This is a genomic window from Thermocrinis minervae (assembly GCF_900142435.1).
Taxonomy (GTDB): Bacteria; Aquificota; Aquificia; order Aquificales; family Aquificaceae; genus Thermocrinis_A; species Thermocrinis_A minervae.
The window spans coordinates 315,994-330,129 of the sequence record NZ_LT670846.1 but is presented as its reverse complement, the minus strand read 5'-3'; the positions used below and the strand labels follow the sequence as shown (position 1 = coordinate 330,129).

15 protein-coding genes are annotated in these 14,136 nt (G+C 46.6%); 7 read left to right on the top strand and 8 right to left on the bottom strand.

Going from position 1 to position 14,136, the window contains the following annotated elements:
- Positions 1–12: 12 nt before the first annotated feature.
- Genes B5444_RS01765 through B5444_RS01755 form a run of 3 tightly spaced genes read left to right on the top strand, consistent with a single transcriptional unit; the run spans position 13 to position 1,735 of the window.
- A complete protein-coding gene (locus B5444_RS01765) occupies positions 13–621 on the top strand; it encodes a MotA/TolQ/ExbB proton channel family protein (protein ID WP_079653535.1) in 609 nt (202 codons plus the stop codon).
- On the top strand, positions 618–1,013 hold the full coding sequence (locus tag B5444_RS01760; protein WP_079653534.1) for an ExbD/TolR family protein: 396 nt from the start codon (positions 618–620) through the stop codon (positions 1,011–1,013). The genes B5444_RS01765 and B5444_RS01760 overlap by 4 nt, the downstream gene beginning before the upstream one ends.
- The gene (locus tag B5444_RS01755) at positions 1,010–1,735 is read left to right on the top strand and encodes a YdcF family protein (protein WP_231967135.1); all 726 of its coding nucleotides are present in this window, start codon (positions 1,010–1,012) and stop codon (positions 1,733–1,735) included. The genes B5444_RS01760 and B5444_RS01755 overlap by 4 nt, the downstream gene beginning before the upstream one ends.
- Here the strand turns inward: B5444_RS01755 and B5444_RS01750 are convergent.
- Genes B5444_RS01750 through B5444_RS01740 form a run of 3 tightly spaced genes read right to left on the bottom strand, consistent with a single transcriptional unit; the run spans position 1,714 to position 6,958 of the window.
- Positions 1,714–4,773 carry an efflux RND transporter permease subunit gene (locus B5444_RS01750; RefSeq protein WP_079653533.1) on the bottom strand — a complete coding sequence of 1,020 codons (3,060 nt, stop codon included), beginning with the start codon at positions 4,771–4,773 and terminating at the stop codon, positions 1,714–1,716. The two genes, B5444_RS01755 and B5444_RS01750, sit on opposite strands and share 22 nt — an antisense overlap.
- The gene (locus tag B5444_RS01745) at positions 4,770–5,798 is read right to left on the bottom strand and encodes an efflux RND transporter periplasmic adaptor subunit (protein WP_079653532.1); all 1,029 of its coding nucleotides are present in this window, start codon (positions 5,796–5,798) and stop codon (positions 4,770–4,772) included. Before B5444_RS01745 ends, B5444_RS01750 begins: the two co-directional genes overlap by 4 nt.
- The gene (locus B5444_RS01740) at positions 5,789–6,958 is read right to left on the bottom strand and encodes a TolC family protein (RefSeq protein WP_172838414.1); all 1,170 of its coding nucleotides are present in this window, start codon (positions 6,956–6,958) and stop codon (positions 5,789–5,791) included. Before B5444_RS01740 ends, B5444_RS01745 begins: the two co-directional genes overlap by 10 nt.
- Before the next feature lie 73 nt (positions 6,959–7,031).
- On the opposite strand from B5444_RS01740, the gene B5444_RS07690 reads away from it, so the two are divergent.
- The 4 genes from B5444_RS07690 to B5444_RS01725 all read left to right on the top strand — a co-directional run bounded on the left by B5444_RS07690 (position 7,032) and on the right by B5444_RS01725 (position 9,207).
- A complete protein-coding gene (locus tag B5444_RS07690; protein ID WP_172838413.1) occupies positions 7,032–7,256 on the top strand; it encodes a DUF2249 domain-containing protein in 225 nt (74 codons plus the stop codon).
- A gap of 2 nt (positions 7,257–7,258) precedes the next feature.
- Positions 7,259–7,669 (top strand): hypothetical protein, encoded by a 411-nt coding sequence (locus B5444_RS01735; protein ID WP_079653530.1) that lies wholly within the window; start codon positions 7,259–7,261, stop codon positions 7,667–7,669.
- Between the two features lie 49 nt (positions 7,670–7,718).
- On the top strand, positions 7,719–8,177 hold the full coding sequence (locus tag B5444_RS01730; RefSeq protein ID WP_079654627.1) for a DUF1858 domain-containing protein: 459 nt from the start codon (positions 7,719–7,721) through the stop codon (positions 8,175–8,177).
- Positions 8,178–8,301: 124 nt separating this feature from the next.
- Entirely contained in the window at positions 8,302–9,207 is a 906-nt protein-coding gene (locus tag B5444_RS01725) for a hypothetical protein (protein WP_172838412.1), read from the top strand.
- On the opposite strand, the gene B5444_RS01720 is transcribed toward B5444_RS01725, so the two are convergent.
- Genes B5444_RS01720 through mnmL form a run of 5 tightly spaced genes read right to left on the bottom strand, consistent with a single transcriptional unit; the run spans position 9,188 to position 14,131 of the window.
- Entirely contained in the window at positions 9,188–9,847 is a 660-nt protein-coding gene (locus B5444_RS01720) for a bacterio-opsin activator (RefSeq protein WP_154021716.1), read from the bottom strand. The genes B5444_RS01725 and B5444_RS01720 overlap by 20 nt on opposite strands.
- A 1-nt stretch (position 9,848) precedes the next feature.
- Positions 9,849–10,751 carry a KaiC domain-containing protein gene (locus tag B5444_RS01715; protein ID WP_079653528.1) on the bottom strand — a complete coding sequence of 301 codons (903 nt, stop codon included), beginning with the start codon at positions 10,749–10,751 and terminating at the stop codon, positions 9,849–9,851.
- A 10-nt stretch (positions 10,752–10,761) separates the two neighbouring features.
- Positions 10,762–12,042, bottom strand: a complete 1,281-nt coding sequence (locus B5444_RS01710) for a dihydroorotase (protein ID WP_079653527.1) — start codon at positions 12,040–12,042, stop codon at positions 10,762–10,764.
- 2 nt (positions 12,043–12,044) lie between these two features.
- Positions 12,045–13,196: a cation diffusion facilitator family transporter gene (locus B5444_RS01705; RefSeq protein WP_079653526.1), complete on the bottom strand. Its 1,152-nt coding sequence runs from the start codon at positions 13,194–13,196 to the stop codon at positions 12,045–12,047.
- On the bottom strand, positions 13,193–14,131 hold the full coding sequence (gene mnmL / locus B5444_RS01700; protein WP_079653525.1) for a tRNA modification radical SAM protein MnmL/YtqA: 939 nt from the start codon (positions 14,129–14,131) through the stop codon (positions 13,193–13,195). Before mnmL ends, B5444_RS01705 begins: the two co-directional genes overlap by 4 nt.
- Between the last annotated feature and the right edge of the window lie 5 nt (positions 14,132–14,136).

The following is a 14,136-nucleotide window of genomic DNA, read 5'->3' as shown; positions in this document are numbered from 1 at the left end:
TATAATAGCTTCATGGACCTTATAAGCTTCCTTCAGAAGGGAGGTGTCTCCGTTTACATCCTGCTAATCTTATCCATAGTATCCTGGGCCGTCATAGTAGAGAGGCTTTTAAACCTTCGTAAGGGAAAGTTTTTACCCAAAGGCATACAGGAGGTGAGCACCTTAGTAGCAAGGGGAGACTTGGAGGCAGCAATAAAGCTACTCTCCCTTGATCTTTCAGAAGGAGCAAAGATACTACAGAGCCTCCTTGAAAAGTACAAGGAAGGCAAGGACAGAGAGCTACTACTCAAGAATTTGGAATTTGAACTGTCTTTGCTAGTGCCTAAGCTCGAGAGAAACATCCCTCTTCTTTCGGCTATAGCAAGTCTTTCGCCCTTAGTAGGTCTTCTGGGAACCATAATAGGACTTATAAAAGTCTTCTCTGCCTTCTCTGCAGCAGAGATGAATCAAGGGCTCAACCTCCTGTCCATGGGTATAAGTGAAGCCCTTATATCGGCAGCGACAGGTCTGACCGTGGCCATACCATCGTTACTCGCCTACTGGCTTTTCAAGATATACGCCAACAGCATACTGGATGAATTAGAAGGGCAGATAGTCCAGGTGTTGAGGGTGTTGAAGTGAGAAGAAGAAGGCTTTCCTATGAGGAAAGAGCTTACATAGACGTAGTTCCTCTGGTAGACACCCTCCTGGCTGTCTTTCTGTTTTTGGCCATACTTGCCTTCCAGTCTCCCATGGTCTTTTTGGCAATAAAGCTGCCCTTTTCAAAAGAAGCACAAAAGCAAGAGCTTACAAAAGTCCTAAGACTTGAAGTACTAAAGGACGGCACGTACAGGTACCAGGGGAACAGTATATCCTTGGATGGAATAGACAGCCTTCTTTCTAGTTCACCGGCGGACACGGTGGTGATAGAGGCGGACCAGGACGTGGAGTACAAACATGTGGTAGCACTCATAGACGTTTTGAAGAAACACCAGGTGCAGAATCTGCTACTAGCCTCAAGAAAGCTTCAATGATATTTTTGGTAAAAAAGCTTCTATCCTTTTGGATGTTTCCTCCTGGTGTGTTTATCCTTCTGCTCCTATTCCTCTCCTACAGACTAAGGAAAGATAGGCTCTCATACTTTTTAAGCATTAGCTTGGCTCTATCTCTGTATCTTCTGTCCACAGAACCTGTTAAGGACCTTCTTCTCACACCTCTAGAGAGAAGTTATCCAGTACCTGAGAAAGTGGAAGCCGACGCTATAGTGGTCCTGGGAGGGGGATCTTATAGCACTGGAATACTCAAAGAAGACTCTATGAAGAGGGTCCTTGCTGCCTTTGTACTACACAAAAGAACAAACCTTCCCCTAATACTCTCTGGTGGCTCAGCCGTTGGCAACCTGCCCGAAGCAGACATAATGAAATCCTTCCTCGTGGAGCTTGGAATAGACAAAAGGAAGATAATCACAGACGTGCAAAGCAGGGACACGGAGCAGAATGCAAAGATGATAAAGGAGATATGCGAGAAGATGGGCTACAAGAAGGTTGTCCTTGTAACCTCGGCCTACCACATGAAGAGAGCCGTCAAGGAATTCCAAAGAGAAGGCCTCGAAGTGGTACCCTACCCCACAGATTTTAAGAGGGACCTAAAGTACAACTTCTTCAGCTTTATGCCCAAAATGGGTGTTCTTTACGACTCTTACAAAGCAATAAGGGAGTATGTGGCCCTTTTGTTCTATGACCTCTCCTTGCCATAAGTTTGTTGGTTTCCTGACCTTCCAAACTTCTCGTACACCAGAGGTAGCACTATCAGGGTAAGTATCGTGGATGTGAATATGCCACCTACCACGACGACGGCCAGAGGTTTCTGCATCTCGGAACCCACACCCCTGGAAAGAAGCATAGGAACTATACCTATGGAAGCGGCGCTTGCAGTTATCAGTATAGGCCTTAACCTCCTCAAAGCTCCTAGGAAGACAGCCTCTTTTACATCCATACCTTCATCCACTAAGCTCCTTATGTAGGAGACTAACACCACACCGTTGAGGGTTGCTATACCAAAGACAGCTATAAAGCCTATGGCAGCAGGTAGGGAAAGGTTGTAGCCAGACAGATAAAGGGCAAAAACTCCTCCTACTGTGGCGAAGGGAACGTTTAGCATAACGATCAATGCATCTCTAACGGATCGGTAGTTCATAAGGAGAAGGAAGAATATTAAGACCACAGTTATGGGCACCACAACGGCTAGCTTTTTCATAGCCCTCTGCTGGTTTTCAAACTGTCCACCAAAGGTTATAAAGTACCCCTGTGGTAGCTTTATCTCCTTGGCTATTTTCTCTTGGACCTCCTTCACGAAAGAGCCAAGGTCTCTACCACTTACATCCGACTGTACTAATGCAAACCTCATGCCGTTTTCCCTTCTTATCTTCAAAAAGCCCTCCGCCATCTCAACTCTTGCCACATCCGAAAGTCTTACTATGCTTGAGTCCTTCAAAAGCAAGGGCAAGTTCTCAATACTCTTAGGGTCCTTATCTTTAAGGCTTAGGTATATGGGAAAGAGGATAGAATCTTCTTGCAGATAGCCTACCTCCTTACCACCAAGGGCATAGGAAACAAGGTTCATAAGGTCAGCCGTGGTAAGGTCATACCTTTGTAGCTTTTCCATGTCTGGTACTATCCTGAGTTGAAGTTTCCCGCTCTGGGCTTCTGTCTCCACATCAACGGCACCTTTTATACCTTTGATGATCTCCTCCACCCTGTATGCTATCTGGTTTATCTCCTTCAGATCATCCCCGAACACCTTCACGGCAAGTGTGGACTTCACGCCTGATAGAAGCTCATCTATCCTCATCTGTATGGGTTGGGTAAAGCTAAACTCCACACCTGGAATTCCCTCCAATCCTTTCCTAAGGATCTGCTCGAACTCTTCCCTGCTTTTGAAGTTCTTCCACTCTTCGGCAGGCTTTAGGATTATAAAGGTCTCTATGTAGCTCACGTCCTCCGGCTCGCCCACCTCAGCCCTTCCTATGTTGGAAAAGGTCCTCACCACCTCAGGATACTTTAAGGCTGTCTCCTCTACCACCTTCGCTACTCTTTTTGCTTCCTCAAGGGTCACGTTAGGGTTGAGGAAGGACTTTACCAGAAGGGCTCCCTCCTCCAGCTGCGGTGTAAACTCAGTACCTATCCTGGAAAGCAGCAAAAGGCTCGAGAGGAAGAGAAACACCACTGAAACAAGGATGTACTTCCTGTAAGCGAAGGCTCTGTTTAACAGCCTAAGGTAGGCATCTCTTAGCTTTGCGAAAAGAAGGCTCTCCTCCTTTCCTGACTTCAGTAGGTAGAAGGAGAGCACGGGCATGAAGAGAAAGGCCACTAAGAGGGAAGATATTAGAGCAAATATTATGGTCAGGGCCAGAGGTTTGTAGTACTTTCCTTCTACCGACTCAAAGGAAAAGATGGGCAAGAAGACGGTGACTATAATGCCCACGGCGAAAGCTACAGGCCTTACAACCTCCCTAAGGGATTCTAGTATCACCGTATGCTTTGGCTTGTCTGGTCTCTCTGAGAGATGTTTAAAGATGTTCTCCACTACTACCACACTTGCGTCCGCAAAGAGACCTATACCTATGGTGAGTCCACCAAAGGACATAAGGTTTCCAGAGATGTTAGCGTGCTCCATTAAGATGAAGGAAAGGGTAAGGGTAAGGGGTATGGAAAGGGCTATGAGTATGGCCGTCCTCACGTTCCATAGATAAAGACTTACTACCCCTATCACCAAAAGTACGCCTTCCAGAAGGGCCTTCTCTATGGTCTGGAGGGCTTTTTGGGTTAAGTAAGATTGGTCATAGAGTATATCCACCTTTACTCCATCTGGCAGTATGCTTTGAACTTCTTTAAGCCTTTGTTTGAGAGCTTCAACTAGCTCCATGGTGTTTACGTTTATACGCTTTAGGACTATGTTCCCCTGGACCTCTTGACCGTTGTAAGTGAAAGCTCCCCTCCTGTTGGGAAGCTCAGAAGGGTAAACGTCGGCCACCTGGCCGAGTGTTATGCTGTAACCCTCTCCTTTCTTGACAGGTATGTTCTTTATGTCCTCTAGACTTCTTACCCTGCCTATACCCCTCACTACTAGGTCACCCTCAGGACCTGTAGTAAAACCACCCCCAGCCGTCTGATTGTACTCCTCAAGGGCCTTTATAACATCCTCAAAGGTTACGCCAAGCAGTAGCATTTTCTCTGGGTCTAAAGAGACTCTATAGGCCTTTTCGGGACCCCATTGAGATATGTCCTCCACACCATCTACCGATGTAAGCATAGGCTTGACCTTCCAGATTTGTAGGGTCTTTAGGTCCTCTAAGGTGTAGTTTCCTTTTTGATCTACAAGAGCATAAAAGAGAACGTTTCCCAAACCTGAGGTGTTTGGACCCATGCGTGGCGTGTACCCTGATGGCAGCTTGCCCTGTACCTCTGAAAGCTTCTGAGATACCAAGTTCCTGGCCTGGTAGACATCTGTGCCATCTTTGAAGAAGACGGTAACGTAAGAAAGACCAGGAAGGCTTATGGACCTGACAAGCTGAGCGTCCCTTATGCCCGAGAGGGAGGACTCTATAGGTCTTGTCACGAGCACTTCCGTTTCCTCGGCAGAAAGTCCTGGCGTTTCCGTGTAGACGACTACCTGAACGGGTGTTGGGTCTGGAAAGGTATCCACTGGAAGCCTTAGGAAGCTGTAAACTCCGTAGGCAGATAAAAGGATCATAAGCACAAGTATGAAGAACCTGTAAGAGATTATTGCACTCATCTTCCCAGCACTGACCTTAAGAACACCAGGCCGCTCATGGCCACTCTATCTCCTTCCTTGAGCGGTCCCTCAACGAGCGTCTTGCCCTTAACTTCCTTAATAGGTCTTACCTCAACGAGCTTAAAGCCTTCTGGAACTTCAACAAACAGGTAACTTTTACCCTCTATCCTTTGTACAGCCTCAGAAGGCACCAAGAAACCCTTCACCTGACCCACCACTACGACAAGGTCTACCATACCACCTGGCTTAAGGATGCTTTTCTTCTGTTCCACTAGAGCCCTTATGGGAACCCTTTTTATCTTCTGATCCACGTACCCACCCACGTAATCCACAATCCCCTCCAATTTAGTACCCTCAACTACCACGTAAGCCTTCATACCCTTTCTTATACTCCTCGAGATCTCATAAGGAGCGTAGCCAAAGACCCATACCTTCCTGTTGGACACTATCAGGAACATACGTTTAGACAAGTCTACAGAAGATCCCTTCCTTACTTCCTGCTTTACCACGTATCCCTCTGTTGGTGCTCTGACCACGAGATTATCTCCTTTCACCTCGCCAAAGGATCTCAAAGATTCCATAAGAGCCCTGTATTCACCCTTTGCTCGGTCGTACTCCACTTTGGCCGAGTAATAGCGTGCATAAGGTATTACCTCTTCCTTAAAGAGGAGCTCTTCCCTCTTTAGGGTTTCCTCTGCTGTCTTTAGCCTCACCTCGGCCATCCTCAGCTGGCTTCTTAGCTCTGCTACCTGCGGTGAGTATACCAAGGCCAAAGGTTGTCCCTTTTTCACGTAATCACCCTCTTTGACATAGACCTCCCTCACTATACCTCCTACGGGTGGATAGACTTCCGATGATTCTGGTAGATACTCTTTGGCCTCTGCGGGAAGCTTTATTTCGTATTGCTCTGTACTCAGCCTAAGCTCGTAGGTTTGGATGCCAAGTCTTTTTAATTGCTGTTTGTCAACCTTTACAACCTGGGGAAAGGCAAAGGCTACCAGCCATAACAAAAGCATCAACGCCATAAAACTACCCCCGCCTTCAGAAGCTCACCAAAAGCCTGATGGTACCTAAGGTAAAGCTCAAGCCTTCTCGAAAGAAGCTCGTAGTATCTTCTCTTTACTTCAGAGAGTTCAAGGAGGGTTATAACCTTTAGCCTGTAGCTCTTGAGAGCCAGGGCAAGTTCTTTCTGTGCCTCTGGTACGAGGTTATTCTCAAGCTGGTCTATCTGTCTCTTGAGCTCTGAACATATCTCCAGCTGAGAACCTGTAAGGGCCTTTAGCCTCAGCTCCTCTGTCTCACTCTGCCTTGTCAGAATCTCCCTTTGAGAGAGCCTTTGGATTATCTCCAACTCACGACTGTAGAAAAGGGGAAGCTCCACGCTTAGACCTACCCTGACCCCATAGCTTCTGTCTGAAACCTTTTCTGTCAAAGCTTCCAGGGACCACTTGGGTTTTGAAAGGATTCTCTCTATGACTAGTCTCTGTCCCTCAGACTCTATGGAGCTTTTGTAGACCTTCAAAACTGGTACATCCTCTAAGTTTCTAAGTTTTATCTCTGGTAGGCTAAAGAAGTCTCCATCTACAGAATCGACAGGTCTGCCCGTAAAGTAAGATAGCTCTACAAGAGCTGCGGCATACTCCTTCTTTGCTAGGTCAAGATCCCACTGAGCCATCTTCATCTCCCTTTCTGCTCTAAAGAGGTCTAGCTTTGTAGTCTCTCCAAGATCGTAAGTCCTCTTCACAAAACTGTAGACCTCCGAGCTTAGCTTTAGGCTCTCCTCAAGCACACGTATCCTCTCTCTAAGGTATAGGGCATGCATAAAAGCCCTGTAGAGTTCCCCCCTAAGGCTTACCCTCTGGCTCTCTATCCTCCAGGTGAGAATGTTCTCTTCTAACTCAGACAGCTTCACATAGCCTTTCCTGATGGAAGGAGGTGCTATAGGCTGAGAATAGGAGAAGTTGTACACAGGAGACTTGGTATAACTTTCGGTTGAGGTTCCAAAGTTTCCAAGCTGGAAACTTACCGTAGGGTTTAGGTAAGACCTGTAGGTCAAGGGTAAAGCCCTTATAACTTTCCTCTCCTCCTCGAGGGATTTTAGGGTGGGATGCTCCTCCAGAAGATCCATGGCCTGCCTTATGTCCATCCCAAAGGAAAGACAGACGAGCACAAGCAGGAGAAGCATTGAGTAGGAAATTATAAAGACATAGTTTAACGGTAGATTAACAGTATGATAGTAATCATTTACTAACTCAGGTATGAAGAATACTTTGTTTGGTAAGATCAGCGGAAGGTGTTTCTTCGGAGTTAAGAAGGGAGAGCTTTTTGGCTTTATGCCGATGGGTGATGCACTCATGTGTAAGAGTTTTAACATAGTCAACAATCACGACCCACTGCCTTTATTTCCCATTTCCGTAGGGTGGCGTTACGAAGAGTGGGGCGGAACCTACTGGAAGGTGCTCATAAACAATATAGGAGGGTAAAGATGAGAAGGTTTTGGGTGTTTCTTGCGGCTGTTAGCCTGGCAGGAGCTGTAGAGCATACCCAAGAGTCGGACATGACCTTCAGACAGGTGATGCAGCTTGTAAACCAGGCAACCATAAGCATACTCCAGGGTTTTCTGTTTAACAACGACTACCTTATAATTAGCGGTGCTCAGCAGATAGTGCACCATCCTATGCCGAAGGGCGGTCCAATCAGGTACATAGACCCCTCAAGAAGAGAGGAGTTTATAAAGGCTATGCCTACCTTTGAAGAGCAAGTACACGGTAGCGCAGAGAGGTTGGTTAAGTTTATAAGGGAGGGCAGAAGAGAAGAAGCTTACGAAGAGTATATGAAGATGGTAAGGGGGTGTATGGCATGTCATCAGATGTTCAGAGACTTTGGTAAGCACTGAAAGATGTGATAGACCCCCATACGAGCATAGACATGGTGAACATAAGACCATGAAGCTTGACGTCAGGGGCCTTGAGCCTCCCCAGCCTATGATCAAGATAGCTCAGGCTTTAGAGAGCCTAAAGGAGGGTGAGGTTCTGGAAGTTTTAGGCTCAAGACCCTTTACCCATCTCCTACCAAGGCTCAAAGAGCTTGGCTTTGACTACGAGCTTATTCAAACGCAAGATGGATATCTACTGAAAATATGGAGATCTGGCCAAGAGGTTAAAGAAAAGGAACCAGAGAAGTTTACCATAGATGAAAACACCAACGTAGGACAGCTCCTAAAGAGGTACCCTCAGGCCCTGGAGATACTCATAAGGTACGGCTTTACACCCTTGAAGAATCCCCTCCTGCGTAAGATACTACCCCACACGGTTACATTGGGGCAGGCCAAAAAGATAAGAAAACTCTCCGATGAAAAGTTTCAAGCCATGCTGGAAGAGATAAGAAAACTCCAAGGATTATAAGGCCTGCAAGCTTCTCCAAGACAACACCCTTCTATATATCCTTCTCAAGCTCTTGGGCAAGGACTACGTGGGTTTTCTTGTTTTCCTCGTCTACCCTTCCTTGGTTGCTGGAACACTCTTCCAGATGTACCCAACAGTCCAAGGCACAAGGATAAGGTGGGAGTTTCTTTCATACGTGTACAGCATACTCTTCCTTGTAAACCTCGTACATTTTTTCGCATACTGGACTGTAGACATCTACATGTACCTTCTTATGAACCTCTCTTTCGTGCTCTTCCTGCTTGTAAACACCTCAAGACCAAGCGCCATAGCACTCTACTTTATCCTGGGAAGTCTTTACCAACTGCTGGCCAGCGTCTTCTTCCTTTTGGGCCTTCCCAGACTCTTGGTGGTACATACGGTAAGTGTAGGAAGCTTGCTTAACACCATAGTGGGTGCTTATTACATCTTCGTGCCCATGCTCCAGGTGGAGGAGATAAAGCATCCAAAGCTATTAAAGCTAAACCTTCTCTTGCTAAATCTATCCCTCCTGCCCTTCTTGTATGGCTGGTATACAGGTTACTTTAAGTATGTGGCCACCTTCGGACTCTTTCTGATAGCTTCCCTCTTTGTGTTGGCCTTCAACCTTTACGATAGCCTCCACCAGAGGAAGAGTCCCCTCAAAGGTCTTGATCTGTCAGTGGAGTACCTTATCCTTTCTCTCTTCCTGCTTTTCACCTTCCTAAGCTTTGGAATTCTTAGTGCAAGCAGTAAAGACTTTACCTTTGCTGCCATTCACCACGATGGGCTTCTGTATGGTTTTCTTCTTCTGCTTAGCGCCGGCGCCGTGTACCATATCATGCCCTTCTTACTTTGGTGGAAGAAGTACGCACCCCTGATGGGAAGACAAAGGGTGCCCACCCTCAAGGACATCTTCCCAGAGAGGGAGGGACGGGTATTTTTACTTTCCTACTCTTTCCTCTTTTATCTTTCCGTGATGGCCGGCTACCTTATCCCTAGTTTTGAAGCTCCTACTGAGTGTATTCACTAAGGGCTAGCTTTATCTCATGCAGGAGCTGGGCTGGGTTCCTTATGGGATAATGAAGCTTTTGGATGATCTCCTGAGCGTCTATTCCTTTTATCTTTATGTCTTTTAACTTTTCCGAAAGGATCGATGGATCTTGGATGGGATATTTGGTACCTTTGGAGTGCTTGAGTACTACATAAGCCCAGGGTATGTCAAGGGTCTTCACTATGTCCTCGGCCACTCTTTCGCAGTAGTGTATGAGCGTCTCTGCATCACCACCCTCTTTAACCATCTTGTAGGCAAGCTTTGCTATACCACCTGCCGTATGTACCTTGAGTTCTTTCTTTTCCTCACCTACAAGCTCTTCAAGCCTTTTTAGCTTTTCCAGCGCTGCCGTTGGGTCTGCCCTTAGTATGTTCCTCACTGTGTTCTTAGTAAGACCTACCTTCTGGGCTATCTCCTCTTCCGACTTTAGGTATTCATCCTTTAGAACTACCACATAGGCAGCCCTTGCTAGGCTAGGTAACCATGTAAGCGTCCTGTACTCGGTAAGCTTGTTGAGGCCACCGAGCAGGTCAATGGCTTTGAAAAAGACTCTGCTTGCTAAGTGCTCCAGTTCCTTTTGATCCATCTCGCTTGGTAAGCCACTAAGCACGACCACCATGTTAACTACCCCCTATAGGTTCTTTTATCCTAACTAGACCTGTTTCTGTAATTTCTAGGAAGTGTGTCCTTGTGTCGTGGCCCGACATTCTACAGCCGTCTATCCTGAAGAGCCTAACTATGTCTCCTACGCTCTTCTTGTAAAGCTTTGCCTTGTAAGGTGAATCCACTAGCTCCTTAGCCAAAACCATGGTTCCGTCTACTATGTGGCCTACTGCGTAACCACCTGCAGCCTCCGCTGTGAGCTCCTCGTGTCCACTTCTCTTTTGGGATACAAACAGGGCCGTTTGGTACCACTTCTTCATGAAGTTGAACAGTCTTCTCACTATGGCTCTTGCCATCATCTCCTTGTTTTCGAAGAGGCCTGTCACTGAGTCTATAACTGTGAACCTAACATGGTAGTTCTTTATCACATAGGCTAAAGTGGCAAGCAGATCCGGGACGTTTTCCCTAAGCCTTGTTGAAGAAGCAGCGTCTATGAGTATTATGTTGTCCTGGAAGTCTTCAAACTTCAAGCCCATGGCACTGGCTCTCAACTTCAGGGAGGCTACTACGAAGTTGGCGGGAGACTCTACGGTGATGAAGGCCACCTTCTGTCCCCTACTGGCCTGGTAGACAGAGAACTGTTCTACCATGAGAGACTTTCCAGTGTCGGAAACCCCCGTTATGTTTAGAACCGAGTAGGCTGGTATACCGTTCAGAGACTTCTTGACCAGCTTTCCGTTTTCTTCCTTGACTATGAAGAAAAGGTCATCCAACCCTTCTACACCCGTGGGTACCCCGTATATCTCGGGAGCTTTCTTAAGCGCTTCGGAACCTGTGTAAACAGCGGACAGATCAGGTTCTGGCTTTTCGTGCTGTCCTTCCTCCAGCTCCTCCTTGTAATGCTTTTCTCTATGCTCCATACATCAAATTTTAGGACGTATCAGTATCTTTGTAAACCACCTTTCCCTGAAGGATGGTGAGCATTACCTTTCCCTTTAGTACCTTTCCCCACAGTGGTGTATTCCTTGACTTGGAAAGGTTTGTTTCCTCCGAAAGTACCCATTCCTTCTTTGGATCAAATAGTATCACATCGGCTACGGCACCAGGCTTTAGAGTTCCACATCCCAAACCTATAAGCTGAGCAGGCTTATAAGACATAAGCTCTACCATTTTGCTGAGGCTTATGTGTCCTTCATCAACGAGTTTGAGCATCATAGGAAGAGCTAGCTGTAGGCCTATCATGCCTGGCATGGCTTTCTCTATAAGTCCCTTTTCCCAGCTTGCGTGGGGTGCATGGTCCGTGGCCACACAGTCTATGGTCCCATCCTTAAGAGCTTCAATAAGAGCTCTTCTGTCTTCTTCTGTTCTGAGAGGCGGGTTTACTTTGGCGTTGGAGCCACTCTTCAAAAGCTCCTCTTGGGTAAGGGTAAGGTGGTAAGGGTTTACTTCGCACGAGACAGGAGCTCCCTTTTCTTTGAAGAACCTCACTATATCAAGGCTTAAACTTGAGGATATATGCTGTACGTGGAGCCTTCCGCCTGTCCTGTATGAGAGGATGCAATCTCTGGCCACTAGCACATCCTCCGCGGATGCTGGCCTTGAGGCAATACCTAGAAGGGAGCTTACGTAACCTTCGTCTATATGGCCATAGGCTAACCTGTCATCCTCACAGTGATTCATCACTAGAAGACCTAAGTCTCTTGAGAGCTTTAGGGTAATCTCCATGAGCCTTGAGTCCATAAGAGGACTTCCATCGTCTGTTAGTGCCACACAGCCAGCCTTCTTTAGAGCGTAAAAGTCTGTTAGATCCTTCCCTTTTCTTCCCTTGGTGATGGCACCTGCTGGAAGTATCCTGCACAGACCTACCTTCTGGGATTCACAGATCACATAGTTGACCACTTCTGGACTGTCTATGGGTGGGTTTGTGTTGGGCATACACACTATGGTGGTAAAACCACCAGCAACCGCACACATGCTTACCGTACGTATATCCTCCTTGTAAGTCTGGCCTGGGTCCCTGGCGTGTACGTGCAGGTCTACGAAACCAGGACAAAGGATGAGCCCCCTTGCGTCCACTATCTGAGCTTCAAACTCTATAAGGTTCTGCCCTATCTCCTTTATCCTTCCCTTCTCTATGAGAAGGTCTCCAACAACATCAAGGCTTTGGGAAGGATCTACTATCCTAGCATTCTTTATGAGTATCTTACTCATGGTTAACCAGAGTTTACGTTTTCCTTATACTTTAAAACCTCTGAAACAGCTTCGTAGGGGTTTTTCTTGTCTGTCTCCCACACAAATATACCCTCATGGCTTAGAACTGCCTTTGCCATATTACACTCTGGATGTTGTCCGCATATCACAGTAGAGGCTTTTTCTTTTTGTATTATCTTGGCTATTTGGAACTCAGAGAGGTTTTTAACCTTCTTTACCTTCTCGATTGAATCGCCCAGGAAGAGGATCTCCTTAGCCTCTGCGAAGGTCTTGCTTACGTTACCGCTCGCATCCAAAAGTACAGCTACCTTTTGCTCTACTATAGGTTCGTAATGTATGAAGACAGCCTCAAGGTTGGGAAACTTCTGCTTTAAGGCCATCTCTATCTGGTCTACTCTTTTATGTATGCTTACGGCATCGTTGCCTGTTATGGTGATGGTTATGTCTGCGAAGAGCCTACCCCCCGATGACCTGACAAACAAAGACTTTATCTCTTTAACTTCCTCAAATTCAAGGATAGTTTGCCTCATCTGCTCTAATATCTCCTCGTCCACGGAAACGTCCAGAAGTACAGACAGTTCCCTTTTGAAGATTCCTATGGCTGTGTAGAGTATGAGCAAGGAAACTCCTACAGCAAAGTACCTGTCTAGGCTGTAGCCAAGGTATGACCCTACAAGGCTCATAAGGACTAGGAAAGATCCTAGGGCATCTGTGAGCGTATGATAAGAATCGGCTATGAGCGTTGGAGAGTTGAGCTCTTTTCCAGCCTTCCTTTCCAAAAGGGAGAGTATCAAAGAGCTTGCCAAAGATAGTACTATTATGGAGATGCCTAAGGGTAGGTGGTTTCTGTCTATTTTCACCTCTTCCTCGAAAGCTCTTTTTATTATTTCGTAGGAAGCCAGTACCAAAAAGATCCCTATAACAGTCGAACCTACGTTTTCAAGCTTGTAAAGCCCATAGGGAAACCTTTGACTCTTTCTCTCAGAAAAGCGCACGCTGATGTATGCCACCAGTGAGGCAAAGGAATCAGACAGGGAGTGGATGGCCTCCCCAAGCATGGAAAGGCTACCTGTGTAAAAACCTCCTACAGCCTTTAAAAGGGATTGCATTAGGTTTAACAATAGAGAAATCAAAGCCCAATGATGTTTCTTCATCTGTTTAAGAGCTTCTTTGAACCTTGCCTTGACCTCCTTGAGATGAGTTCATCCACTATGGCCTTTATAACGTCATGCTTTCTGGCGTAGGTACAGTAGTCTGGAGCTATGAGCCTGTCTTCCTCTACCTCTCCCGTCAGCCTGTGTATCACCACATGCTCTGGCAACACCTCTATAAAGTCTGCCGCTCTCCTTGCGTATTCTTCAAGTGATAGAACTCTGAACTCACCCTTTAGGTACTGTTCAGCCATCTTGGTCCCTTTTATTACATGAAGGGGATGGATCTTCACACCGTCCACGGGCAGTGCGCTGATGAGCTTAGCCGTCTCCAACATATCCTCCTCGTCCTCATGGGGAAGTCCTAGTATTACATGGGCACAAACCTTTAAGTTCCTTCTCTTGGTCCTGAGTACTGCATCCACAAAGTCAGACACTCCGTGAGCCCTGTTTATGAACCTAAGCGTACTAAAGTTTGCACTCTGAAGTCCATACTCTACCCAAACCTCTAATCCCCTGTCTGCGTAGCTCTCAAGAAGGTCTAGGACCCACTCGGGAGCACAGTCTGGCCGTGTACCCACATCTATACCCACTACCTCATCAAACTCCAAAGCCGTGTCATACGCCCTCTTTAAAAACTCGTAATCTCCGTAAGTGTTGGAGTAAGACTGATAGTAGATAAAGAAGAGTATGTTTTTACCGTACCTATTCTTCGCCCTTCTTATACCTTCCTCTATCTGCGTCCTTAAAGGTACGTGAGGCTCAAGATGAGCAGGCCTTGTACCAGCAAAGCAGTAAGTACATCCTCCCCTAGCCTTTGTTCCGTCTATGTTTGGACATGTGAAGGGTAAGGCCACAGTTATCTTCTGCACTCTCTTCCCGTACTTGCCTTTAAGGTAGTCTTTCAAAGAAAAAAAAGGTGCCTGCAGGCCTATCATAGTCT

What these genes read in the sequence shown, in the direction of transcription:
- B5444_RS01765 (WP_079653535.1), top strand. Translation starts at nt 13, where the DNA reads ATGGACCTTATAAGCTTCCTTCAGAAGGGAGGTGTCTCCGTTTACATC.
- B5444_RS01755 (WP_231967135.1), top strand. Translation starts at nt 1,010, where the DNA reads ATGATATTTTTGGTAAAAAAGCTTCTATCCTTTTGGATGTTTCCTCCT.
- B5444_RS01750 (WP_079653533.1), bottom strand. Translation starts at nt 4,773, where the DNA reads ATGAGTGCAATAATCTCTTACAGGTTCTTCATACTTGTGCTTATGATC.
- B5444_RS01745 (WP_079653532.1), bottom strand. Translation starts at nt 5,798, where the DNA reads ATGGCGTTGATGCTTTTGTTATGGCTGGTAGCCTTTGCCTTTCCCCAG.
- B5444_RS01740 (WP_172838414.1), bottom strand. Translation starts at nt 6,958, where the DNA reads ATGCTTCTCCTGCTTGTGCTCGTCTGTCTTTCCTTTGGGATGGACATA.
- B5444_RS07690 (WP_172838413.1), top strand. Translation starts at nt 7,032, where the DNA reads ATGAAGAATACTTTGTTTGGTAAGATCAGCGGAAGGTGTTTCTTCGGA.
- B5444_RS01735 (WP_079653530.1), top strand. Translation starts at nt 7,259, where the DNA reads ATGAGAAGGTTTTGGGTGTTTCTTGCGGCTGTTAGCCTGGCAGGAGCT.
- B5444_RS01730 (WP_079654627.1), top strand. Translation starts at nt 7,719, where the DNA reads ATGAAGCTTGACGTCAGGGGCCTTGAGCCTCCCCAGCCTATGATCAAG.
- B5444_RS01725 (WP_172838412.1), top strand. Translation starts at nt 8,302, where the DNA reads ATGTACCCAACAGTCCAAGGCACAAGGATAAGGTGGGAGTTTCTTTCA.
- B5444_RS01720 (WP_154021716.1), bottom strand. Translation starts at nt 9,847, where the DNA reads ATGGTGGTCGTGCTTAGTGGCTTACCAAGCGAGATGGATCAAAAGGAA.
- B5444_RS01715 (WP_079653528.1), bottom strand. Translation starts at nt 10,751, where the DNA reads ATGGAGCATAGAGAAAAGCATTACAAGGAGGAGCTGGAGGAAGGACAG.
- B5444_RS01710 (WP_079653527.1), bottom strand. Translation starts at nt 12,042, where the DNA reads ATGAGTAAGATACTCATAAAGAATGCTAGGATAGTAGATCCTTCCCAA.
- B5444_RS01705 (WP_079653526.1), bottom strand. Translation starts at nt 13,196, where the DNA reads ATGAAGAAACATCATTGGGCTTTGATTTCTCTATTGTTAAACCTAATG.
- mnmL (WP_079653525.1), bottom strand. Translation starts at nt 14,131, where the DNA reads ATGATAGGCCTGCAGGCACCTTTTTTTTCTTTGAAAGACTACCTTAAA.